We start from the raw sequence: 24908 nt of genomic DNA, 5'->3' as shown, positions 1-24908 counted from the left end.
GTCAGGAGTGGAGGCGGTCTCAGGCTTCGGAGGCGAGGAGCAGCCGTGCGATGTCGGCCAGGCGGCCGTCGCCCGCGGCGTCGCGGGCGGCGAACCAGGCGGCCTGACCGGCGGCGGTCGGCCGGTCGAACAGCACGCGCGCCGGGACGGTCACGCGGAAGATCTCCGTCAGCTGCGAGGCGACCTCCAGCGCGGTGGCCGATTCGGCGCCGAGCGCGAACAGATCGGCATGGACGCCGATGGCGTCGCGGGCCAGGGCGTCGGCCCAGATCTCGACCAGCAGCTCCGCGAAGGGCGACGCGGACGCGGTGCCGTCGGCGGTCGCGCCGTCGGCCGCGTCCGGGACCGCCGGGACGGCATCGGCCGCTCCGGCCGCTTCGGCCGTGCCGCGCTCCTCGAGTACGGCCTCGTACGCGGCGTCGATGTCCTCGGGCAGCGGCCGCCCGGCCAGAGTGCGCCGGTCCACCTTGCCGCTGGGGGTCAGCGGCAGCGCGGTGACGGCGACACAGGCGAAGGGCACCATGTGCCCGGGCAGGATCCGCGCCAGATCGTCACGCAGGGTCCGCGGCGGGACATCGCAGCCCTCGGCGAGCAGGTAGTAGGCGATGATCTGTTTGTCCGACGCCCCTTCCCGTACCACGACGACGGCCTCGGCCAGCCCTTCCTGGGCCAGGATCTGCGCCTCGACCTCACCGAGCTCGACCCGGAAGCCACGGATCTTGACCTGCCCGTCGCGGCGGCCGAGGCAGTGGATCCGGCCGTCGGGGAGCCGGGTTCCGAAGTCACCCGTGCGGTAGGTCCGGACCCTGATCGGCTCGGCGGCGTCCCGCGCGGGCCGGACACCGGCGGAGTCGCCCGGGCTGACGGGGCCGGTCGGCCCGACGGCCGGATGGCGGACCGCGAAGCGCTCGGCGGTCAGGTCGGGCCGGCCCAGATACCCGTCGGCCAGCGGCACCCCGGAGACGCAGATCTCGCCGGGTACCCCGTCCGGCAGGGGTTGCAGCCGCTCGTCGAGGATCTCCACCACCGCGCGGTCGATCGGGCCGCCGATGGCCGGCAGCTCCGGCCAGTCGGCCGGGTCGGCGGACAGGCGTTCGGCGGTGACGACGTGGGTCTCCGAAGGGCCGTACTGATTCTCCAGCGAGGCGCCGGTGCGCCGGAAGAACTCGCGTACGGCAGGACTGACGTGCAGCTGCTCCCCCGCCGTGACGACCTCGCGCAGGGCCGCGGGGTAGCGGCCGGAGTGCGCTGCCGCCTCGGCGAGTTGCTGGAGGGCGACGAAGGGCAGGAACAAGCGGTGCACGCGCTGTGCGGTCAGCCAGTCGGCCAGCCGGTCCGGATCGCGGCGGATCTCGTCGGTGATCAGCACCAGGGTGCCGCCGGTGCCCCAGGTGGCGAACATCTCCTGGAAGGCGACGTCGAAGCTGAACGCCGCGAACTGCAGGGTGTTCCAGCCGGGGCCGGCCTGCGAGTGCCGGAACTGCCAGTCCAGCAGGGAGGCGAGCGGCCGGTGGGGCATGCCGACGCCCTTGGGCAGTCCGGTCGAGCCGGAGGTGTAGATCACGTAGCAGAGGTCCGCGGTGGTGGCCGGGGGACGCGGCGCGGACCGCGGATCCACCGGGAGGCTCGGCGCGTCCACGAGCAGGTCGTGCAGACCGATGACGCGGACGCCCTCGGGAACGGTGAGCGCACCGTCGATTCCGGCCGGGCCGATCAGGACTTCGGCGCGGCTGTCGCTGAGCATGTGGTCGAGGCGGTCGCGGGGGTACGCCGCGTCGAGCGGCACATATCCGGCTCCGCTCTTGAGGATCGCCAGCAGTGCGACGATCAGTTCGGGGCAGCGCGGCCCGGACAGCGCGACGGCGCGGGCGGTACCGATCCGGCGGGCGCACCGGTCGGCGGCGGCCTTCAGCTCGGCGTAGGTCATCGCACCGCCGTCCCAGCGCAGCGCCTGGGCCTCGGGGTACCGCGCGGCGGCGCGGTCGAACAGCTCATGGGCGGTGACGTCCCACTCGCTCGCCCCGGACATCCCGTCGGCCTCGGCTGCGGGATTCCGCGCCGGCGAGGGCACCAGAGGCAGCAGGCCGATCGGCGTCTTCACATCGCTGATCGCCGCGCGCAGCAGTTCGAGGTAGCCCGCGACGATGCGCTCGGCCGTGTCCGGCGCATAACGCAGGCCGTCGTAGGCCAGCTCGCCATGGCGCCCGTTCTCGGTGTCGAAGGCGAACACGAGATCCAGCGGCAGTTCGCCGCCGCCGATCAGGACGGCGGCCCGGCAGAAGTCCTCCGCAGCGATGCCGGACTGCTCACCGAGGGCGAACTCCCCGCCGACCGCGTCCCGCAGTTCGGCGGCGGCCCGCGAGGCGAGGTCCGAGAACGCGGTGTCCGGATCGAGGGACTGCCGCAGCGGTGCCCACGCACCGTCCCGCCCGGCACCGACCACGATCTCCTCGATGCCGGCGTTCTCCCAGGGCGAGGCGACCCGGTACAGCAGCGCGTGCAGCCCGGCGGCCAGCGTCGCGAGCACCCCCGGTACGCCCTGCTCCCGCGCGACGGCCGCGAGGCCGTCGGCGAGGTCGGCCGGGATCTCGAACGCCAGCGTCGGACGCCGTGGTCCGGGCGGGGGCTGCGGCACGCCGCGGTCGGCGGGCCAGGTGCCCGCGGGCGGTGCGCCGCGGAGCCGGTCGAGCAGTGCCGCGCGTGCGGCCTCGGACGTCTGCGGCGCCGGTGCGCCGGGGGCCGCAATCGTCGGCGGGGCGACGTTCATCGGGTCATGTTCCCCTCGTCGTCGTGGCCGGCGGTGGCACGTCGCGCTCGCGTCAGCAGGGCACTGCGCGCACCGGGCCGGGCCGACCGGACCGCCGTGGCCGGGGCCGCCGCCGTGGCCCGGGGCGCGTCGTCCGAGAGCGCGGCGGCCAGGTCGTGCACGGTCGGATGGGTGAAGAGCTGGAGCGCGGCGATGTCCCGGTCCAGCACCTGCGTCAGCCGGGTCCTGACCCGGGCGAGCAGCAGCGAGTCGCCGCCGATCTCGAAGAAGTTGTCGTGCGTGCCGACCTCGTCGAGGCCGAGGAGGTCGCACCAGACGGCCGCGATCTCCCGCTCCAGACGTGACACCGGAGCGACGCGGGCCGTTCCGGTGTTCCGGTCGCGCGGTGGCTCGGGCAGCTTCGCGTGGTCGATCTTGCCGTTGCCGTTGAGCGGCAGTGCGGCCAGCGGCACGATCACCGCGGGCACCATGAACTCCGGCAGGGTCCGGGCCAGTTGGCGCCGCAGCACGGAGGGGTCCAGATCGGCGACGCCGAGCGGGGCGGCGGGCGAGACATAGGCGACCAGGCGGAGCGGTCCGGGCCCGGACCCGTCGCGGCGCGCGGTGACGACACCGCGCCCGACGCCGGGGATCCGCTCCAGGCGGGCCTCGATCTCGGGCAGTTCGACGCGGTGGCCGCGGACCTTCACCTGCCGGTCGATGCGGCCCAGGTAGTCCAGGTTGCCGTCGGGCAGGCGGCGCACCAGGTCGCCGGTGCGGTAGAGGTGTGCGCCGGGTTCGGCGGCGTACGGGTCCAGCGGGAACTGGCGGGCCGTCAGTTCGGGCCGGCGCACATAGCCCAGCCCCACGCCGAGGCCGCCGATGCACAGCTCGCCGGGGACGCCGACCGGCACGGGGCGCAGGCGCTCGTCCAGGACGTGCGCGGTGGTGCCGGGAACCGAGGTGCCGATGGTCGGCCGGCGCTCGGTGCCGTCGAGGAGGGTGTGCGTGCACCAGATGGTGGTCTCGGTGGGGCCGTAGATGTTGAAGAGCCGGCGGTTCGGCGCCCACAGCGGGCCCAGCTCCGGCGGGAACGCCTCGCCGCCGACCAGGATGGTGCGCAGTCCGGGCACGTCGTCGGGCCGCATCACGGCGAGCGCGGACGGCGGCAGGAACGCCGTCGTCACCTGGTGGCGGCGGACGGTCTCGGCCAGGTCGGGGCCGGGCAGCATGCGGTCGCGGGGCACGACGCACAGCCGTCCGCCGTGGGCGAAGGCGAGGGTGAAGTCCAGGACGGAGCCGTCGAAGCTCGGCGAGGAGAACTGGATCACGGTGTCCGGCGACTCCGGGTCGACGAACGCCCGCTCGGCGTGGGCGGAGTTGACCACACCGCGGTGGTGGATCGCGACGCCCTTGGGCCGGCCGGTGGAGCCGGACGTGAAGACGATGTAGGCCGGGGCGCCCGGATCGACGTTCCGGGGCGGCCGGGTGTCCGGGTACCGGTCCAGCGGGTCGTCGGGGCCGCCCAGGCAGACCACCGGCAGGCGGTCGGCGCCGGGCGGTTCGGCGCGGCCGGCCCGGGTGATCAGGGCCTTGACCTCGGTGTCGTCGATCATGAGGGCCAGACGTTCGGCCGGATAGCCGGTGTCCAGCGGGACGTAGACCGCCCCGGCCTTGAGCACGCCCAGGAACGCGACCGGCAGGTCCTGGCAGCGGTCCAGCGCGACGCCCACGGCCGTCCCGGGTCCGACTCCGATCTCGGCGAGGTGGTGGGCGAGCCGGTTGGCCCGCGCTTCGAGTGCGGCGTAGCTCAGCTCGCCCTCGGCGCCGACGACGGCGGGCCGCTCCGGTGCCCGGTCCGCCCAGCGCTCGAACAGGGCCGGGACGTCCGCGGCCGTCGGCGCGGGCAGGCCGGTGTCGTTCCAGCGGTCGAGCTGGGCGAGCTCGTCGCGGGTCAGCAGGTCCAGGTCGGCGACCGCCGTGTCCGGCGCGGACAGCGCGGCCTGGAGCAGGGTGGCGAGGTGGCCGAGGAAGCGGCTCACGGTGTCCGCGCCGTAGAGGCTGGTGTTGAATTCGGCGGTGCCGAGGAAGCCGCCTCCGGCCTGCTCCCCGGCGTGCTGGAGGATGACGGTCAGGTCCTGGATGGAGCCTCCGCCGTGCGCGGGCAGCGGAGTGAGGTCCGCGCCGGGCAGGCTGAGGCCGGTGTCGACGTCCTGGAGGACGAACAGCAGCTGTACGACGGGGTCGTGGCTGGGGTCCCGGTCCGGGCGCAGCAGCGCGACGAGGTCCTCGAAGGGGAAGTCCTGGTGTTCCTGTGCCTCGCTGATGGTGAGATGGGCGGCGCGCGCCAGGTCGAGGAAGGGAGTGTCCCCGGCGACGCGCAGGCGCAGCGGTACCAGGTTGACGAAGCAGCCGACGGTCTTTTCGAACTCCGGGCGGACGCGGTTGGCGACGGGTGTGCCGATGAGGAGGTCGTCGCGGCCGGTGTGCCGGTGGACGACCGAGGCGAAGGCGGCCAGCAGCGTCGCATAGGCGGTGACGCCGTGCCGCCGGGAGAACTCGGCGACCCGTTCCTCCACGTCCGCGGGCCAGGCGAAGTCGACCACCGCCCCGTCCGGCCGGCGCTGCGCGGGCCGGGTCCGGTCGGTGGGCAGGTCCAGGAGCGTGGGGGCGCCTTCGAGTTTGCCGCGCCAGTAGTCGGCGAGCCGCTCGCGGTGCGCGCCGGTGAGCTGCTCGGACTGCCAGGCGGCGAAGTCCATGAACTGGATCGCGGGCGCCGGCGCGGTGCTGGGGCGGTTCTCGGTGCGGGCGGTGTAGAGCTCCGCCAGTTCGGCGAAGAGCAGTTCCAGGCTCCAGCCGTCGCAGGCGAGGTGATGCGCGGTCACGACAAGCGCGGCCGACGGGGTGCCCGGTGCGATGAGGCGCGCCCGGATCAGCGGGCCGGCGGACAGGTCGAAGGGCGCTCGGGCCTCGGCGTCGATCCGGTCGACGACCCAGGCCGCGAGGTCGGCGGGGGCGGTGCCGTCGGGCTCGGCGGCACCGGGTTCCTCCACGGCCAGGCGCACCGCGAGGGTGGGCGACACGCGCTGTCGCGGTTGTTCGTCGTGGACGTCGACGACGGTGCGCAGGGCTTCGTGGCGGGCGACGAGGTCGTTGAGCGCCGCTTCGAGGGTGGTGGCGTCGAGGTCGCCGCTGACGCGGAAGGCGTACGGCAGGTTGTAGACGGCGTTGCCGGGGTGCAGTTGCGACAGCAGCCACATGCGCCGCTGGGTCGCGGAGAGCGGTGCCCCCGCTTCGGTGCGCCCGGTCACCGGGACGGGCGTGGCCGGTGCCGTCGTGTCGGTGCGCCCGCCGTCGGACGCGGCCCAGCCGTCGAGGAACGCGGACACCTCGGCGACGGTCGGATGGTCGAACAGGGCACGGGCCGTGAGGGGCAGGCGGAATTCGGCGGCCAGCAGGGAGGCGACCCGGACCGCGCTGAGGGAATGGCCGCCGACGGCGAAGAAGTCGTCGTCGATGCCGGGCGGCATCTGCTCCAGCACGGTTCGCCAGACCTCGGCGACGCGCAGTTGTGTGGGGTTGGACGGCTGACGGCGAGGCATGTCGGCGGGGCGGCGGGGCGCGGTCCGGCGTCGGCCGGCCTCGATGCCCCGGCCGGCGGCCGGCCCGGCGGGCCCGTGGTCGGCCCTGGCGGGAGGACTGAGCTCGGCGGGCCACGGCGTCGCGGCTATCGGGCTGTCGGGCGAGGACGTCAGGGTTTCCAGGAGGCGGACGAAACCGGCCACGACGGCGGCGGCCGTCGAGGAGTCCAGCACCGCCGTCCGGTAGCGCAGGTATCCCGGCATTCCCGTGGGCAGGTCGGCGAGTTGGAGTTCCACCTCGTACAGGGAGCGGTGGGAGAGGTGTTCGCTCGCCTCGATTGTCAGGGGGCCGACGGCGGCCGGGGGGTCCAGCGGCTGGCGGCCGCCGAGCAGCACCTGGAACAGCGGGTGTGCGTCGGGGCGACGGGCCGGGGCGAGGCGTTCGACAAGGCGGCGGAACGGGATGTCGGCGTCGTCGAAGGCGGACAGGGTCGCCTCGCGGGCCACGCGCAGGGCCTCGCGCCAGGTCGTGTCGGCCGGCAGGCGGACGCGCAGTGGGGCCTGGTTGGCGAGGAACCCGGCGGTGTCGCGCGAGGCGGCGTCGCGGCGGCCGACGACGGTGCCGAGGACCGCCTCCCCTTGGCCCGACATGTGCTGGACCAGGACGGACAGCGCGGTGAGCCAGACCATGAACGGCGTGGCGCGCTCCGCCGCCGCGATCGCGTGGACGGCCTCGGCCAGCGGAGCCGGGACATCGACCGGGAGGACCGCGGCGGCGTAGGGATCGCCCGTGGCCGGACGTCCGAAGGAGGGCCAGCGGTCGGTGTCGGCCGGCAGGTCGGCCAGTTCGGCGGCGCGGCGGTCCAGTCGCTGTGCCAGGTCGGGCTTGTCGGCGGCGGCACGGAGGCGGGAGGCCGCCGCGGCCAGGGCCGGCGGCGGAGTCGGCAGGTCGTCGCCGCGCAGAGCCGCCACCAGGTCGCCGTGGAGCAACTGGAGCGTCCGGCCGTCGGCGACGATGTGGTGCACGACGGCCAGGAGCCGGTGCCGCCGTCCGGCCACCCGGGCCAGGGTGAAGCGGGCCAGCGGGCCGTTCTCCAGGTCGAAGGGCCGGTGGGTCTCGCGGTCGGCGAGCGCGGTCCAGCGCCGTTCGACCCCGGGCCCGGGCGCGGAGTCCGACGACGGCGCCCCGGTGTCGGCATCGCCTACGGCGTCTGTCGCGCCGGCGCCGCTGTCGGTGGCGGGGACGGTCAGATCGACGTAGTCGAGCACCCCGGTGAACTCGGGCTCGACCACCATGACCGGTGTGCCGGAGCCGTCGGCCGGGAACCGTGCGCGCAGCGCCTCGTGGCGGCGGCCGAGCACACGGACGGCGTTCGTCGCGGTTTCCCGGTCGAGCGGCCCGGTCAGGTCGACGACCAGGGCGATCTGATGGACCAGCGCCTCGGGTGTGGTCAGGTCGAACAGCCAGACGTCCTCCTGCGCGCCGTCCGGCCGGTCGGCCCGCGCCGCGGCGGTCGGTGCGGTCTCGAGGGGATCGAGCCCGGCCTCGTGGTGGACGCGCCGGAGGTTCTGGGCGGAGAACCGGCGGGCGCGGGCGCCCGCCCGAGTGGGTATCTCGGTCATGAGGTGATCACGGCTCCCGTGTCGGTGGTCTCGGCGCGCACGAGGAGTTCCAGGACGGCGCCGTCGGGCGTCTCGGCTGTGCCGCCCGCCGTGGGCGATCGGAGGAAGTCGATGGCCGCGCGGTTGCGGCCGGTGTCGCGGTAGGCGGTGACGATCCGGTCGGCGCCCATGGCCCGCGCGTGTGCGGCGATCTCGCGCATCGCCCGGGTCTCGACGCCCTTGCCCATGGCCGGGCAGGAGATGACGAAGGCCTCGACGACACAGTCCGAGCCCTGTCTGGCCAGCGACAGGACGACGCTGGGGCCGAGGTCGCCGAGGCGGTCCCGGACGCTGCCGAGCAGCAGGACCCGGTCGCCGCCGGCCCGCACCGCGCCCGCCGTCACGGGCGGGACCGGCACGCCGAGGGTGAACTCCTTGGAGGCCACGAGCATGTCGTTGATCTTGGGGAGGTCGCCGTCCCGGGCCGCCCGGAAGTCGGCCTGGACACCCAGCCCGGCGACGAAGGAGGCCAGCGACAGACCGGCGGCGGGCTCCGGGACTCCGTCGCCGTCGAGGGGGCCGCCCCGGGCGGCCGCTCGGCCCGGCGCGCCGGGCACCGGCAGTCGGTCGAAGACCCCGGCGGCGGCCAGGCGCGAGGGCCAGGCCGCGGCGTCCGCACCGAGGTCCACTGACTCGGCGGGGCCGCCGTGGGCGGTCCGCACCGTGACGAGCAGATGGTCCTCCCGGCGCTGGAGCAGGGCGACGTCCCGCGCGGTCAGACCGGCCGCGGCGGCCAGGTCGCGCACCTGGGTGTCGAGGTCACGGTCGTCGAAGGACCAGTCGGACAGCCGTGCCGGGACGCTCGGGTCGCTCGTGATGAGGTCACGCCACGCCGGGACCGCGTCTCGGCCGCCGAGTACGTACGACGGCACTCCGGCGGCGGACAACCAGCGCAGGACTCCGCCGAACCCGTCGACGTCGTCGGCGTCGGCCAGACCGCGCAGGTCCAGCGCCGCGGCGTGGCGGGTGTCGCCGGTCCGCAACCGCAGGACGTGGGCGATGCGCGCCCCGAGGTGGTGGAAGACCTCCTCGCGATAGGGGACCTTCGCGAACTGGTACAGCGCCGGATGGTGCGCCTTCGCGGCACCGAGCGAGCGGAGCACCGCTTCGAGATCGACCAGGTGGACGTTGGGCCGGTCGGCCAGCGCGGTCCGCATCGCCTCCCGGGCGGCCGCGGCCGCGGCGGTGCGGCCGTCGGACCAGCAGTCGTCCGCGACACCCAGCGGATCGGCCGCCGGCAGACCGGGAAGCACCGCGACCAGGGTGGCGCCCCACCGGGCCGCGGCCTCGCGGGCGGCGTCGGCGACGGCCAGCAGCCCGGCGGTCCAGGCGCCGTCCTCCAGTTCCTCCAGGCGCTGCGCGACGACCACCACGTCCAGGTCGGCCCGGGCGGAGCCGCTGTCCGGGTCGAGGCACTCCTGGACGATCTGGTTGTAGGGCGCGACGTGGACGTCCGGGCGGCCGTACGCCCCGCCGAGCGCCGTGGCGAGATAGGGCACGACCGAGTCGGCCGTGTAGCTGGCCATGATCCCGATGCGCGGTCCGTCGGGCGGTCCCGTGCGCTCGGTCTCCTGGTGGGCGGCCCGCAGCGCGCGCAGGTCGACCGGGACGTCGGTGAGGGGCAGTGGCATGATCGTCCTTCCGTCGGCGCCTGGGGCCGGCGAGGATGTCGGCGGTCTCCAGGGCCTGCTTGACCTCGGCGGGGGAACGGACCGCGTCAAGGGTTGAGGGAGCGGTGGGCGCGGGAGGCCGCGAGACGGTCGTGGTGCCCCGGGACCGCCGTACCGTCCGCGGACGGGCTCGCCCCGGTCCGCTCGACGTGCCGGATCACCAGCGGCGCGCCGGGGCCGCCGGGTCCGGTCCCGGCGGGCCGGCGGGCCGGGACCGGCACGGTCGGCGGCGCGAGGTCGGCGACGGTCACGGGGCCACCCCCGCGACCCCCTTGGCCGCCAGGAGTCCGCGCAGACCGGCGATGCTGGTGATGCCCTTGATCTCCCGGCTGCTGAGGGCCACTCCGTAGTGCTCCTCCAGCACGACCACGACCTCGACGTGCTTCAGGCTCGTCCAGGCCTCGAGGACGCCGGGCCCGGAGTCCTCGGTCAGTTCGGCCCCCGGCACCCCCAGGACCTCGGCGATCAGGCCGGACAGCTGGTCGGTCGGCGGCACGGCGGCCGTCTGCTCGGCGGTGGCCATCAGCGGACCGCCTGCCGGGGGCGCGGTGCCGGGGCAGGAGCCGCGAGGGCCGGGAACGAGGTGCCGGGGCACGTGGGCCGGGAGGACATGGTCGGATCCACCTTTCACAGGACGCGGAGGTGATGAACGAAGGGACACGGGCGCGGTCGCGGGACGAGCGGGTGTCAGTCCTCGGCCGCGGCCAGGGCGCGGAACCGGTCGGCGATGCGCTCGGCGAGGGCCGTGACGGTCGCGGCGTCATGGATGCTGCGCCGGTAGTAGATCTGGAGGACCAGCGCGCCGTCGACGATGGCCGGCATCAGGTCGAACAGGTAGGGCCAGGTGCACGCACCGTCCTGGCAGGGGCCGTAGGAGTCGGGGCAGTGCCCGAACAGGGACGTGTGCGCGGAGGTCTGCTCGAACCCGGACTCGCCCATGTAGTTGAAGCTGAACAGCGGTTGCTCGCCGCCCGTCAGGCTGGCGCGCAGTGCGGGATCGGCATGCTGGCCGGCCAGCACCGCGTAGCCGAAGCCGGAGTCGGGGACGACGGCGAGCTGACGGTGCAGCGAGCGCACCAGCGACCCGCCCTCGGCGCCGGCGACGTCGATGCCGATCGGGAAGTAGATCTGGAACCAGCCCACCGTCCGGACCAGGTCGAGGTCCGGGAATCGGTGGGGCCGCCCGTGCCCGGCCACCGCGAAGCGGCAGGAGTCGCTGCCGGTCCATTCGGCCAGGACCGAGGCCGAGGCGGCGAAGACCGCGTCGGACAGGCTGGCGCGCCAGCCGACGACGCGCCGCTGCACCGCGGCCGTCTCCTCGGCGCTGACCCGCACCTCGGCGGTCTCCATGTAGGCCATCTCCCGGGAGCCGCCCTCGTGGTCGACCGGCACGACCGGTGCGCGGGCGCCTTCCGGGGTGGGGGCGATCTGCTCCAGCCAGAACGGCACCTCGGCGAGGAGTTCGTCGTCGGCCGCGTACGCGTCGACCCGGTCGGTCCAGTCGCGGAACGACGTGGTCTTCGGCGCCAGCCGCAGCGGTGCCCCCGTGACGGCCTGTTCGGTGAGGGTGGTCAGGTCCTCCAGGAGGATGCCGCGGGACATGCCGTCCACGATCAGGTGGTGGCAGATGATCAGCAGCCGGTCCGGCTCGCCGTCGGTGTGCAGGTGCAGCGCGCGCAGCGTCGGCCCGGCCGCCAGGTCGAGGCCGCTCTGCAGCCCGACGGCCAGGGCCTCGGCCCGCGCGGCGCGGTCCTCGGCCGGTGTCCCGGTCAGATCGACGCGTTCGAACGGCACCTGGACGCCGGTGGGTTCGGACCACTGGTGCCACTCGCCGTCCTCGCCGCGGGCGAAGCGCAGCCGCAGTGCGTCGTGGTGGTCCACGAGGACGCGCAGCGCGCTCTCCAGGTGATCCGCGGTGACGTCCGCCCGCACCGTGAGGTAGTAGGGGTGGTTGTAGTAGTTGGGGTCGCCGCCGGTTCCGAGCGGGTTGGCGAAGAACCACCGCTGGGCCGGGGACAGGGCCACCGGTCCGACGACCGGGCCCTGGTCGGCGACGACGACCGGCGCCGCGTCGGCCTCGGCCAGGTCGGCGACCGACGGTGCCTCCAGGACGGCACGCGGCGAGAGGCTGATGCCGTGCCGGGCGGCCTGGGAGACGACCTGGATCGCGGTCATCGAGTCGCCGCCGAGGGCCATGAAGCTGTCGGAGAGTCCGACGCGATCGATGCCGAGCAGCCGGGCCAGGATCTCGGCCAGTCGCCGTTCGCGCTCGGTGCGCGGCTCGACGTATTCGCCCCGGTACACGCGCCAGCGGGCCCGGTCCACGGCCGCCTGGATGCCGGCCGCGTCCGACAGGTCGGTCAGGATGCGCGAGCCGGCGGCCGCGCCGACGTCCGGCGCGGTCCTGAGGGCGGCGTCGTGCTCCCCGTCGAAGAGCGGCTGGTCGAGCGCCCACAGGTGGTCCAGTACGTGGCGCGCGCCGTCCGCGTCCCGCGGTGGCGCGACCGCGAGCACGCCCGGGAAGCGGGTGCCCAGCCGCCCGCAGAGTGCGGGGTCCGGGTCCAGCACGATGCAGTCGGCCGGGTCGAGGGTGCCGGCGGCGACCGCCTGCGCGAATCCGGCTTCGAGGTCCCCGGCGGAAGGCCCGGCGAGCCACGAGGCGGCGTCCGGGTCGGGCAGCAGGTCGGGACGGGCGGCGAGGTCCCGTCGTACGGCGGGATCGGCACCGGCGAACACCAGCGAGCGGCCCTGGACCGTCGCCCGTCGCAGCGCGCGGGCGACGAGCGCGGCGGTTTCGCCGCCGTCGGCCCCCGCTCCGCCGCCGAGCCCGAGGAGACGGCCGGGGTCCAGGAGGACGGTGCGCCGCGGTGCGGTGCTCAGGACGGCGCGGGCCAGCACCGTGGCCAGCACCGTGGTGAACTCCGGCGTGTAGGGCATGTGCGCGAGGCGGTCGGCGTGTTCGTCGTCGCGCCGGTCCACCGGGTACCGGTCGGCGACCGGCCCGACGTCGAGAACCCGTACGGCGGGCAGGGAGGCGGCCAGCCGCGTCAGACGCGCGGTCAGCCCGCGTTCCAGGGTGGCCCACGGTTCCGCGGACCAGCCGGGCGAGGCCGGGCAGACGGCGAGCAGCAGCGGCGTCCGGCTCCAGGTGCGGTGGCTGAGCAGGGCGGCGTGCAGGTCGCCGAGGGCGGTTTCGAGGTCCCGTACGACGGCGTCGAGGCGGGCCGGACCGTCGGCGGCGCCGGCGAGGGCTCGCGGGTCGTGTCCGAGGTGGCGGACCCAGTCCTCCCAGCGGAACAGCACGGTGTTGACGCGTGCCCCGGCGGTACCGAAGGCGGCGTCCGGGTCGAGCAGCTGTTGGACGACCTGCGCGTAGGGGGCGAAGGCGACCTTGGCCGGCCGGCCGAACAGGTCGAACCAGAAGCCGAGCGCCGGTCCGGCCGCCTCTGCGGTGAAGCTGGCCGCCACGGCGGTGGTGGGGACGGTCGCGGCGTGGTCGGCCCCGGTGTCGGGTGCGGTGCCGGGCGCGATCGCCGGGATCCGGCAGTCCTCGGGGAAGGCGAGGTCGCCGCTGCGGGCCTCGGCGTCGCCGGCCACCGCCTCCAGCATGGCGGCGAAGGCCTCCAGCAGCGCCTCGGCCCCGGCGGGTGCGTACAGCCCGGTCTGGTAGTCCAGGGTGATCAGGAACTCGTCGCCCTCGGCGTCGAGGCTGAACAGGAGCTCGAACTCCGATCCGGCGCGGAGCCAGTTCAGCGGCGCCAGGGTCAGGCCGTCGAGGTCGGGCAGGCCGTCGTCGCCGTCGACGAAGTTGAACAGCGTCTGGAACAGCGGCTGGCGGCCGGGGACGCGGGTGGCGCGGACCGCCGAGACGATGTTCTCGAACGGCAGCCGCTGGACGGCGCGGGCGTCCAGGATCGCCTGGTGGGTGGCCGCGACCCGGTCGGCGACGGTCAGGTCGCCGGCCCCGGTCAGCCGGATCGGCACCAGGTCGGCGAAGTCGCCGACGACATCGGACAGTCCGGTGTGCTCGCGGTTGCCGTTGAGCGTGCCGACGACGAACTCGTCGCGTCCGCCGGCCCGGGCGGCCAGCAGGTGGTACGCGGTGAGCACGACGCTGAACAGCGGTACGTCCATCCGGCGTCCGGCGGCGCGCAGCCGCGCGGCCAGCTCGGTGTCGACGCGCCGGGTGACCGAGGCGCTGTCCGAACCGATCTCCCCGGCGCGGGGGAAGTCGGTCGGCAGCGAGGAGAGCGCCGGGACGTCCCGCATGATCTCCCGCCAGCGCGTCTCGTGTTCGCGCCCGCCGGGGCCGAGGAGCCAGTCGTGCTGCCAGTGGGCGTAGTCGGCGAACTGCACCGGCAGCTCCGGCAGTTCCGGGGCTCGTCCCGAGCGGGCCGCGCGGTAGAGCTCGGCGAGGTCGCGCACGATGACGGCCCAGGAGCGGTTGTCGGTGACCGCGTGGTGCATGGCCATCGACAGGTAGTGGGTGCGCGGCCCGGCGGCGAACAGCCGGAACCGGGCCAGCGGGCCGCGGTCGAGCTCGAAGGTCTCCTCGGCGGCGGCGCGCATCAGGCGCTCGATCTCGTCCGGCCGGTCCGGTCCTTCGGGGACGGTCGTCGTCGCGGGGAAGACCTCGCTCCCCCAGCGCGCCGCGTCGGGCACGATGTGCAGCACCGGTACGCCGTCGCGGTCCTCGACGATCGTCGTACGCAGCGATTCGTGGCGGTCGAGCAGGGCCGCGACAGCCGTGCGCAGTGCGGCCTCGTCGAGGTCGCCGTCGATGCGCAGCGGGAAGGCGCTGTTGTGCAGGAGGCCGGCGCCGTGCACCTTCGCCAGGGTCCACAGCCGGCGCTGGGTGGAGGACGGTGCGAGCGTCCGGTCGCGTGGCACGGGCACCGGGCCGTCCTCGCGCACGCCGGGTGCCGCGGCGTCGACGAGGTGGGCGAGGTGGCCGAGGGTCGGGCCGCGGAAGAGCTCGAACGGCTCCACCGAGCGGCCGAACTCGGCCTTGATGCGGGTCAGCAGTTCGACGGCGAGGAAGGAGTGGCCGCCGAGGGCGAAGAAGCTGTCGTCCAGGCCGACCCGGTCGACCTTGAGCGCCTGCTGCCACATCGCGGCCAGGCGGCGCTCGGTGTCGGTGACCGGCTCGCGGAATCCGGCCGCGCCCGGCGCTCCGTTCTCCGCGGCCGGTCCGTGGTCGGCGTTGTCGGCCGCGGCCGCACCGCCGACGGGTCCGGCGGCCCCGGGGGCCAGCCGCGACGGCCAGACGGGGAGGAGTTCGGCCGGGTGCCCGTCCTCGTCGCGGACGGTCAGCGGCAGCAGGGTGCGCACGACCGAGGCACCGAGCAGGGCGTGGAAGTCGGCACCGGCGTACGGCACGACGTCCAGCCCGTCGAGGAAGTCGGCGTCGTCCTGGTCCTCGTCGAAGCCGTCGCTCCCGTCGCTCCCGTTGCTCTCGGCGTTCTTCGGCGCCGTGGCCCGGGCGGTGCGGATCCGGACGTCGGACCAGCGGCGGCAGGCCTCGCCGAGACGGCGGGCCGGACCGTCGAAGACCTCGGTGCCGTGCCAGCGGGCCCAGGCCGCCGAGGGCGGGCAGAGCACGATCGTCAGCGGGTCGTCGGACCAGGCGCGATAGGCGGACAGCGCGTCGCAGAACTCTACGAGGCCGCGGTCCAGGGCCGCGCCGACCGCCTCGGGGTCGCGCCGGTCCGGTACGGCGCCGGCCCTGGCCAGATCCTCCCAGCGCAGCAGCACCACGTGGGCGGCGCCGGGGTTCCTGCCGAACACGCCGGTCAGCGCGCGCAGTTGAGCGGTCACCGGGCCGGGTTCGGACGGCACCTCGAAGCCCAGTCCGAGCCCCGCGTGCCTGGCCCAGGCGCGCACCTCCGGCAGCACCGGCTCGACCGGGAACGAGGCGGCCAGCGCGACCAGCCCGGCGCGGGCCGGAGCGAGGCGGTTCCACGGCGTGTCGGGAGCGGCGGCGACGGCGCGCGCCACGTCGGCGAAGCGCCCGGTGAGGTCGGCGATGGCCTCCGCGGTGAACAGGTCGGTGTTGTAGCGCAGTTCGCCCTGGAAGCAGCCGTCCTCGCGACGGTCCATGTTCAGGAACAGGTCGAAGTCGGTGACGCCGTTGTCGCGGGTCTCCACGGTGAACTCCGGGACCGCGTCGTCGAAGCGGGCCGGGAGGACCTCGTGGAAGCCGAACATGACCTGGAACAGGGGGTTACGGGACGGGTCGCGCGGCGGTGCCAGGGCTTCGACGACCTTGGCGTACGGGACCTCCTGGTCCCCGTAGGCCCGGCCGGCCTCCTCGTGCGCCGCGCGCAGCAGGTCGCGGAAGGTGGCCGAGGCCGCCGGGGCCATGCGCAGGACGAGGATGTCGGCGAAGCAGCCGATCATCGGCTCCAGTTCGGGACGGGTGCGTCCGGCGACCGGGGACCCGATGACCACTTCGGCGTCGTCCGAGGCCCGGCGGAGCAGGATCGTCAGGACACTGAGCAGGGCGACGAACGGCGTGGTGCCCTCGGCGCGGGCCAGGGCGGCCAGGCGGGCGCTGGTCTCGTAGTCCAGGACGAGGGGGGTCAGGGCGCCGTGGTGGGTCTGGAGCGGCGGCCGGGGCTTGTCGGCGGGCAGGTCCAGGACGAACGGGGCGCCGCTGAGGCGGTCGCGGACCGCGGCGAGGCGGCGCTCGTAGCGGTCCCCCGCCGCGCGCTCGCGCGCCCACAGCGAGAAGTCCGGGTACTGGATCGGCAGTGCGTCGAGCTTGGGCCGGCGGCCCGCGGTGTCGGCGCGGTAGGCCTCGACGAGTTCCTCCACGAGGACGGAGGTGGACCAGCCGTCGAAGGCGATGTGGTGGACGACGATCTGGAGCAGGTGCTCGTCGTTCCCGACGGGGAACAGCGCGGCGTCCAGGAGGCGTCCGGTGACCAGGTCGAGTCGGGTGCGCGCGTGCCGGAGCAGGGCCGCGTCGAGATCCGGCGGGCCCTGCCGGTCGCCGGGCGCGCCCTCGGCATCGGCGTCGGCGGTGCCGACGGGGACGGCGACCGGTCCGGCGGGGACGACACGCTGGCGGGGCCCCTCGGGGCCGGCCAGGAACGCGGTGCGCAGCGCTTCATGGCGCTCCACGACCACGGCCAGCGCGCGTTCCACGGCGCCGTGGTCCAGGGCGCCGCGGACCCGGATCGAGACGGTGATGTTGAGGGCCGGGTTGCCCGGATCGAGCAGGTCCTGGAAGTAGAGGCGCTCCTGGGCCGGGCTGAGCGGGATCAGGTCCAGGTCCGCGGCGCGGGGGCGCGGTCGACCGGCGGCGGCGGCGTCGCGCTTCTCGGCGCGCAGGCGGGCGAGGATCTCGGCGCGCTGGTCGGCCGACATCTCGCGGGCGGGTTCGCGGATGGTCTCGGTCATCGGACGCCCTCTTTCCGGGGTTCGGGCAGCGGATCGGTGGCGGCGGACGCGGACTGGCTGCCGAGGTAGGCACGCATGAGCTCGTCGTCGGCGTACTCGCACAGCGCGGCCACGGTCGACGCCTCCATCAGGGCACTGAGGGGGAGTTCGACGCCGAGCACGTCGAGCAGCCGGGCCACGACGCGGGTGGCCAGCAGGGAGTGGCCGCCGAGCTCGAAGAAGTCGTCGTGGACGCCGATCTCGGCGATGCCGAGCAGGTCGCTCCAGACGGCCGCGACGGCCTCCTCCCGCTCGTCGCGGGGCGCGACGTAGGCGGTCGCCAGCCGCCGGGGGTACGCGGCCAGCGCCCCGGCGTCGTGCGCGGTCCCGTTCGTTGCGTCCTCGTTCGCCGCGGCGCCCCGTCCGGCAGCGGCCGGGTCGGCTTCGGCGAGCGGCGGGGAGTCGGCCGGAGGTCCGCCCTCGGCGGGGATCAGACCGATGAGCGCCTCGTCGGCCGGAGGGTCGATCCAATAGCGTCCGCGTTCGAAGGGGTAGGTCGGCAGCTCCGCACGCCCGCGCGGGTCGTGGCGCCAGTAGCCGGTCCAGTCCGGCTCCGTCCCGGCGAGCCACAGCCGGGCCAGGGCCTCGGTCACGCTCCGGTCGGCGGGGACCGGCCGGCCGGGCGCGGGCAGGCTGCCGATCACGAGGTTCCCGGACATCTCGGGGTTCTGCCGGGCCAGGGTGGCCAGGGCGGTGCCGGGGCCGACCTCGATCAGCGCCAGCGGTCCGGTCTCGGCGAGGGTAGCGAGGCCCTCGTGGAAGCGGACCCGCCCGCGCAGGTGCCGTACCCAGTAGTCCGGCGAGGTGGCCTCCTCGGCGGTGATCCAGGTCCCGGACAGATTGGAGACGAACGGCAGAGCCGGGGCGGCGAGCGGGACGGCGGCCACCAGGGCGCGGAAGTCCTCGAGGATGGGTTCCATCGCCGGGGAGTGGAAGGCGTGCGAGGTGTGCAGCGGCCGGACGGCGACCCCCTGGGCGGCCAGCGTCCGCTCGATGGCGTCGAGCGCCTCGGCCGGCCCCGACAGGACGGTGAGCGACGGGGCGTTGGACGCGGCGACGGCCACGTCTCCCCCGGCGAACCGCTCGGCCTCCTCGACCGGCAGCGCGACCGACAGCATGCGGCCCGGCGGCAGCGACTGCATCAGGCGCCCGCGCAGGGCGACCAGACGCAGGGCGTCCTCGAGGGGCATCGTGCCCGCCAGGCAGGCGGCCACGTACTCGCCGACGCTGTGGCCGATCATCGCCGCGGGCCGGATGCCCCAGGACTCCCAGAGCCGTGCGAGGGCGTATTCGACCGCGAACAGGGCGGGCTGCGCGCATTCGGTGCGGCGCAGCGGTTCGGCGACGGCCGCGTCCTTCGCTGCGCCCGGTGGCCGTTCTGCCGCCACGTCGCCGAGGACGAGGTCGCGCAGGTCCCGGCCGAGGGTCGGGCGGAGCAGGTCGGCGCAGGTGTCGAAGGCGTCGCGGTACACGGGCTCGGTGCGGTACAGCTCGGCCCCCATGCCGACGTGCTGAGCGCCTTGGCCGGAGAACATGAACACGAGGTCGCGGCGGCCGGTGCCGACCTGAGCGGCCATGGCCTGCGGCGATCCGGGGGCGAGCGCGGCCGCCGCGTCCGCCGCGGAGTCGGCGATCAGGGCCATGCGGTGCGGGAAGGCGGTGCGGCCGAGCTGAAGGGTGGCCGCGGTGTCGGCGAGTGCGGCGGAACCCGGCCCCGGTTCCGTGAGGAGATGCGCACGCAGCCGCTCGCGCGCCGTCTCCAGCGCGCTCGGAGTACGGGCCGACAGCACGAGCAGGTGCCGCTGACGGGAGGGCGGAGCGGCCGGGGCCGGGTCGGGCGCCTCCTGGAGGATCACGTGCGCGTTGGTGCCCCCCATGCCGAAGCTGCTCACCGCCCCCAGGCGCCGCCCACCGCGAGGCCGCGCCCAGGCCCGCTCGGCGGTGGGCACCTCGAACGGACTGCCGGCCAGGTCGATGCCGGGGTTCGGCTCACCGAAGTACGGACTCGGCGGCACGACGGCGTTCTTCAGCGCCAGCACGACCTTGAGGAACCCGGTGATGCCGGCGGCGGCGTCGAGGTGTCCGATCAGCGCCTTGACCGAGCCCAGGGCGCAGCGCCCGTCGCGTGCGGGGTCGCGCCCGGCGAAGGCCTCGGCGAGCGCCGCGAACTCGATCGGGTCGCCCAGCGGCGTGGCGGTGCCGTGCGCCTCCAGATAGCCGATGTCGGCCGGGTCGACCCCGGCGAGGTCGCGGGCGGTGCGCAGCACGGCGGACTGGCCCTGGACGCTGGGCGCGGTGAAGCCGACCTTGCGGCGGCCGTCGTTGTTGACCGCGGTGGCCTTGACCACGGCGTGGACCCGGTCGCCGTCGGCGAGCGCGGCGGCCAGCGGCTTGAGCACCACGGCACCGACACCGTTGCCGCTGACGGTGCCCGCGCTCCGGGCGTCGAAGGGCAGGCAGCCGCCGTCCGGCGAGAGGATGCCGTTCCCCCGGCCGTCGTGGACGGACAGCTGCGGCAGGCGCACCGAGGCGCCCCCCGCCACCGCGACCTCGCAGTCGCCCGCGAGCAGTGCCTGACACGCGAGGTGGATCGCGACCAGGGAGGTCGAGCAGGCGCTCTGCACCGACACCGCCGGGCCCGAGAGGTCCAGGTGGTAGGCGGCGCGCGTGGCCAGGGTGTCGGTGATGTTGCCGAGCAGCTGCTCCTCGCGCAGGCCGGCCAGGCCCGGGTTGGGCAGCAGATGGCGGATCAGATAGGTGCTCAGGCTGGCCCCGGCGTAGACACCGGTGACCGGCCGCCCGACCGCCGAGCCGTAGCCGGCCCCCTCCAGGGCGGTCCATGCGCACTCCAGGAAGACCCGCTGCTGGGGGTCGAGCAGCTCGGCCTCGCGGGGGCTGTAGCCGAAGAACGCCGCGTCGAACAGTTCGGCCCCGTCGAGTACGCCCCCGGCGCGCACGGCGTCGGGGGCGTCGGCGCGGGCGCCGGACTCGGGCGCCGGCACCGTCCGCACGGTCCGCTGCCCGGCACGGACGATCGCCCAGAACCGGTCGAGATCGGGCGCCCCGGGAAAGGAGCCCGCCATGCCGATCACCGCGATGTCGAGGTCGCCGGAGTTGTCAGCTCCGCTGTTCCCGTGAAGGTCAGCATTGCTTGAGCTTGATGCCTCGTAGCGCACCGCCGGCCCCTCCCTCATGGATTGGTTTCTGGCTCGCCGAGGAAGCTATCGGAGCCCCTTGATATTGCCGCCATTCGCGCGCCATGCGTCCGCCATGAGCTGCATTCACCGCGCATTTCTAGAACTGGAGGGCCAATCCGCTCAAGAAATCGGGGCATTTCCGTAAATCAGTCGGGAGGGGCTCTGCATGCTGAACGCATGGCACGCGAATGGCGGCGATATCACGTCCCTCCGATAGCTTCCTGTGCCGAGCCGGAAACCAATCCATGAGGGACGGGGACGATGGTGCGCTACGAGGCAGCGAGCTCAGGCGATACCGACCTTCGCGGGAGGGATGTGCGGCGCGGGAGCCCCGGTACGACGCGGACGCCGCCGCCCGGCATTTCGTACGAACTCTTCGACTGCCTCCAGGTGAATCTGGCCGTGCTCGCCGACCGGTGGCACGGTGCGGGTACCCATGTGCGCCTCGGCGCGACGCTGCATTTCCGTCCCGAGATCGGGGCCAATGGGCTGCCGACTGTCGCACGGTCCGTGGAGCAGCATCTTGCCGACGCCCGGAGCGTTCTCGGAATCGCCGTGCGCGCGCTGCACCGGACACCCGCGACGGCCGGAATTCCGCTGGCCGAGGGGTGCTATGTGGTGTCGGACGCCTATCACCTGCCGTGGATTCCCTACTTCCAGCAACGCCATATGGCGCACAGTTTCCTCGCCGAGGCCGACGGCACGGACGACGTGAGCGTCGTGGACGGGTATCACAACGAAACCCCGTGGGGCAGCGCGCGCCCCGGGCTGTGGACCCTGCCGGCCCAGGTCTTCAGGGCCGCCGTGCCCAGCCCCGCCCTGGTCGCCGAGCTCGAGCCCGCAGCCGAGGGGCCCGGCGCGGCGGCGGCCGCCCTCGATCTCGCGGGCCCCGAGGCCGTCGACGCGTACGTCGACGCCTATGCGCGGCACCCCGACCGCACCGCGGCCCTCAGCCAACTCACCCTGGAAACCTGGTTCCTCGCCCGCTCCCGCAGACTGCACGCCGCCTTCCGCGCACGGTTCGGACCCTCGCCGGACACCGCCGTCGACGCCCACCTGCAGGCCTGGGGCGCCCTCACCGAGCAGACCTACCTGGCCGTGCGCCGGGTCGAGCGCGGCCGGACGGAGCCCCCGGCGCTGCTGCCCCGCCTGCGCGAGCAGCTGCACGCGGACGGCGTGGTCTTCGGCAGCGCACCGGCCGCGGGCGAGCTCGCCGGGTCGCCCGGCGCGCGGGGTGCCGAGCTGCGCGGCACGGTCGCCGGAGTGGCCGCGGCCGTGCTGGGCACCGCGGCCGAACCGCTCCTGAACGGGCAGCTCCTCAGCGAGGTACCGCGGTTCAGCTCCTTCCGGATCGTGGAGATCGTCGAACGTCTCGAGGAGGAGCTGCACTTCGAGTTCGACGCCGACGACCTGGTGCCCGAGAACCTGCACGACATCGACGCCATCTGCGCAATCGTGCGGCGATCTCTGAACGCCGAGCCTGCGCTCGCCCACCTCGAAGAGGCCTGATGACTACTCAGCCCCCTGCCGCGCTGCTGCACGAACTGCTGGACGACGCGGCCGCGCGCCGGCCGGATCGTCCCGCCGTGACGTGCCACGACCACACCCTCACCTATCTGGAACTGGCCGCCGCGAGCCGGCGCGTCGCGTACTGGCTGAGCGAGCTGGGCCTGCGGCGTGGGCACCGGCTGCTGGTCAGCGCACAGGCATCCACCACGGTGCCCGTTCTGGTCCACGCCGCCTCGCGCCTTGGCGTGCCCTTCTCGCTGCTGCACGAGCAGGTGCAGGGCAGTCAGCTGGAGCACGTGCTCGACGACAGCGAACCCACGCTCCTGGTCAGCGACTCCGCGGCCAATCGGGCGACGGCGGGGCAGCAGGGCGTGCGCGCCGAGGACCTCGCGACCGTGACGGCACGCGCCCTCGACACCGACGGCGAGACCGGGCCGCTGCCGGCCGCGCCGCTCTCCGTGGACCCGGTCTGCCTGATCTACACCTCCGGCACGACCTCGCTCCCCAAGGCCGTCGTCAGCACCCACCAGCAGATGCTCTTCGCGGTGCGGGCGATCCAGCAGGTGCTGGGCTACCGTCCCGACGACGTGGTCTACAGTCCGCTCCCCCTGTCCTTCGACTACGGCCTCTACCAGCTCTTCCTGGGAGCATGCAGCGGGGCCCACGTGTGGCTGGGCCGGCCGGCGGAGGTGGGGCCGCCGCTGCTGACCCACCTGCTGCGCGCGCGGGCCACCGTGCTCCCCGCGGTCCCCGCGGTCGCCGACACCCTGGCCCGGCTGCTGCGGCGCGCCGGAGCCCGCGAACTCTCCTTGCGCATGCTGACCAACACCGGTGCCGCGATGCCGCAGGACACGTTGGACGTGCTGCGCGCGAGCCTGCCCGGACTGGATGTGCACCTGATGTTCGGGCTCACCGAGTGCAAGCGCGCCACCATCATGCCGGCGAACGGCGATCTGGCCAGGCCCGGTTCCAGCGGGCGGGCCCTGCCCGGCACCGAGGTCTTCGTCGTCGACGAAAAGGGGGAGCGTCTTCCCGCCGGCGAGGTCGGCGAGATCGTGGTCCGTGGCCCGAACGTCATGTCCGGCTACTGGCGGCATGCCGAACTCAACGCCCAGCGCTACCCCAAGGCCGAGGGGCTGTTCCCCGAACTGCGTACCGGCGACTACGGCCGGCTCGACGAAGAGGGCTATCTGTACGTCGAGGGCCGACGCGACGACGTCTACAAGCAGAACGGCTTCAGGGTCAGCGTCATCGAGGTGGAGACGGCGGCCCGGCGGCTGCCCGCCGTCAGCACGGCGGCCGTTCTGGCCCCGGACGGATCGGCACCCGCCCGCCTGTTCGTGACCGTCACCGACGGGCTGAGCGGGGCGGAGGTGCTCCAGGCGATGCGTCAGGTGATCGAGGAGTACAAGATTCCGCGCACCTGTCTCGTGGTGCCGGAACTCCCTCTCACCGGCAACGGAAAGATCGACCGCAAGGCCCTGGCCGCGCTGACCGACCGGGTGGACCATGTCCGTGGTTGAGGGCCACGCCGGTGTGCTGCCGGTTCCGCTGGCCGATCTGGAGGGCGTCCCGACGCCCGCGTACGTCTACGACGTCGCCGAAGTGCGCCGCAATCACGAACTGCTGCGCGCGGCCCTGCCGGACCGGGCCGGTCTGTTCTACTCGCTGAAGGCGAACCCGCACCCGGCGCTGCTGACCACGCTGCGCGCCCGCGGCGCGCGGCCGGAGGTCTGCTCGACCGGCGAACTGGACGCGGCGCTCGGCGCGGGGTGGGACCCCGCCGACGCGCTGTACACCGGGCCCGGGAAGAGCGATGCCGAGGTCCGGGACGCCCTCACCCGCGGTGTGCGGCTGTTCTCCGTCGACTCGCCCCATGCGATCGAGCAGCTGGACCGGCTGGCCGCGGAGGGCGCGGTGACGGCCCGCTGTCTGCTGCGGATCAACGACGACCAGCCGGTACCCGGCCAGGGTCTGGTCATGACCGGCGTCGCCTCGCAGTTCGGTGCGGACACCGGCTGGGTGATGGCCGAGCCGGAACGGTTCACGGACCGGCCCAGGGTCGAAGTCGTCGGACTGCACCTGTACATGGGGACGAACCTCACCGAGGTCGACTCCCTGTACGGCCAGTTCCGGCGCTCCCTGGCCACCGCGCGGCGGTTGACCGAGCGGCTCGCCGCACACGGCGTACGGGTGCGCGTCCTGGACCTGGGCGGCGGGTTCGGCGCACCGTTCGCCAAGGCGGGCGAGGCGGTCGACCTCTCCGCGCTCCGTCCGCGCCTCCAGGAACTCTTCGACGAGGAGATACCCGGTTGGCGCGACGGGGCGCCGGAGGTGGTGTTCGAGTCGGGCCGCTACCTCGTCGGCACCGCCGGCACGCTGGTGACCCCCGTCCTGGACGTGAAGCGCTCCCAGGGCAAGGACGTCGTCGTCCTCGCCTCCGGCATCCACCATCTCGGCGGGATGTCCGGACTGCGCCGTCTGCCGGTGCTCGCTCCGCACGTGGTGCGCGCCGCCGCCGGGGCCGACTCGGCACCCGAGCTGGACGCCATCGTCGTGGGGCCGCTGTGCACCCCGCTCGACACCTGGGCACGCGGGGCGAAGCTGCCCGCCCTCAGCCCGGGTGACCTGGTCGCCGTACCCAATGTCGGCGCCTACGGGCTGTACGCCAGCCTCGTCGGTTTCCTCGGCCACCCGCTGCCCGCGGAGGCCGTGGTCGACAGCGACCGGCCCGGCACCGCCCCGGTGACGACCCGTGTGTCACTCACCCGCGCCCCGGTTTCCCCCGCGTCCGATCCCACCTCTGGAGTGAACTGATGGACCCCCGCTTCACCGAACTGCTCGCCCCGTTCCTCAAGTTCCTCGGCGACGAGGAGATCACCGCCGAGACGTCGTTGCGGGAGCAGGGTCTGGACTCGATGCAGGCCATCGAACTGCTCTTCGCCATCGAGGACACGTTCGCCGTGGTGCTGCCCGACGAAGCCATGAACGACGCCACCTTCGCCACCGCCGGCAGCCTCTGGAACGCGATCAGCGCCGCCTCGGAAGCGGGCCAGGAGGCGAGCGTCCGATGACCGGCCCCGCCCGCCGAACCAAGGAG

At 74.3% G+C, this 24908-nt stretch carries 11 protein-coding genes; 4 read left to right on the top strand and 7 right to left on the bottom strand.

Features of this window, described 5'->3' with window-relative positions:
- Positions 1 to 19 precede the first annotated feature (19 nt).
- From AQJ64_RS39930 to AQJ64_RS39900, 7 genes are all read right to left on the bottom strand, one after another.
- Complete coding sequence (locus AQJ64_RS39930; protein ID WP_055632877.1) at positions 20 to 2767, bottom strand: non-ribosomal peptide synthetase; 2748 nt, start codon at positions 2765 to 2767, stop codon at positions 20 to 22.
- Complete coding sequence (locus tag AQJ64_RS39925) at positions 2764 to 7950, bottom strand: non-ribosomal peptide synthetase (RefSeq protein WP_055632876.1); 5187 nt, start codon at positions 7948 to 7950, stop codon at positions 2764 to 2766. The genes AQJ64_RS39930 and AQJ64_RS39925 overlap by 4 nt, the downstream gene beginning before the upstream one ends.
- Positions 7947 to 9620, bottom strand: a complete 1674-nt coding sequence (locus AQJ64_RS39920; protein ID WP_055632875.1) for a hypothetical protein — start codon at positions 9618 to 9620, stop codon at positions 7947 to 7949. Before AQJ64_RS39920 ends, AQJ64_RS39925 begins: the two co-directional genes overlap by 4 nt.
- An 86-nt stretch (positions 9621 to 9706) precedes the next feature.
- Entirely contained in the window at positions 9707 to 9910 is a 204-nt protein-coding gene (locus AQJ64_RS39915; RefSeq protein WP_055632874.1) for a hypothetical protein, read from the bottom strand.
- On the bottom strand, positions 9907 to 10182 hold the full coding sequence (locus AQJ64_RS39910; RefSeq protein WP_055632873.1) for a phosphopantetheine-binding protein: 276 nt from the start codon (positions 10180 to 10182) through the stop codon (positions 9907 to 9909). Before AQJ64_RS39910 ends, AQJ64_RS39915 begins: the two co-directional genes overlap by 4 nt.
- Positions 10183 to 10346: 164 nt before the next feature.
- Positions 10347 to 17063, bottom strand: coding sequence for a condensation domain-containing protein (locus tag AQJ64_RS39905; RefSeq protein ID WP_055632872.1), 6717 nt, complete (start codon positions 17061 to 17063; stop codon positions 10347 to 10349).
- Complete coding sequence (locus AQJ64_RS39900; RefSeq protein WP_079062213.1) at positions 17060 to 20296, bottom strand: type I polyketide synthase; 3237 nt, start codon at positions 20294 to 20296, stop codon at positions 17060 to 17062. Before AQJ64_RS39900 ends, AQJ64_RS39905 begins: the two co-directional genes overlap by 4 nt.
- A 513-nt stretch (positions 20297 to 20809) precedes the next feature.
- On the opposite strand from AQJ64_RS39900, the gene AQJ64_RS39895 reads away from it, so the two are divergent.
- The 4 genes from AQJ64_RS39895 to AQJ64_RS39880 are packed head-to-tail and all read left to right on the top strand — an operon-like array spanning position 20810 to position 24882.
- Complete coding sequence (locus AQJ64_RS39895) at positions 20810 to 21808, top strand: acyl carrier protein (protein ID WP_157880879.1); 999 nt, start codon at positions 20810 to 20812, stop codon at positions 21806 to 21808.
- Entirely contained in the window at positions 21808 to 23331 is a 1524-nt protein-coding gene (locus tag AQJ64_RS39890) for a class I adenylate-forming enzyme family protein (protein WP_055632869.1), read from the top strand. Before AQJ64_RS39895 ends, AQJ64_RS39890 begins: the two co-directional genes overlap by 1 nt.
- The gene (locus tag AQJ64_RS39885) at positions 23318 to 24625 is read left to right on the top strand and encodes a type III PLP-dependent enzyme domain-containing protein (RefSeq protein WP_211286528.1); all 1308 of its coding nucleotides are present in this window, start codon (positions 23318 to 23320) and stop codon (positions 24623 to 24625) included. The genes AQJ64_RS39890 and AQJ64_RS39885 overlap by 14 nt, the downstream gene beginning before the upstream one ends.
- Positions 24625 to 24882 carry an acyl carrier protein gene (locus AQJ64_RS39880; protein ID WP_055632868.1) on the top strand — a complete coding sequence of 86 codons (258 nt, stop codon included), beginning with the start codon at positions 24625 to 24627 and terminating at the stop codon, positions 24880 to 24882. The genes AQJ64_RS39885 and AQJ64_RS39880 overlap by 1 nt, the downstream gene beginning before the upstream one ends.
- The last annotated feature ends 26 nt before the right edge of the window (positions 24883 to 24908 follow it).

This window comes from Streptomyces griseoruber (assembly GCF_001514205.1).
Classification (GTDB): Bacteria; Actinomycetota; Actinomycetes; order Streptomycetales; family Streptomycetaceae; genus Streptomyces; species Streptomyces griseoruber.
Note: the sequence above shows the minus strand (reverse complement) of the source record. Positions and strands in the feature narration are given on the sequence as shown.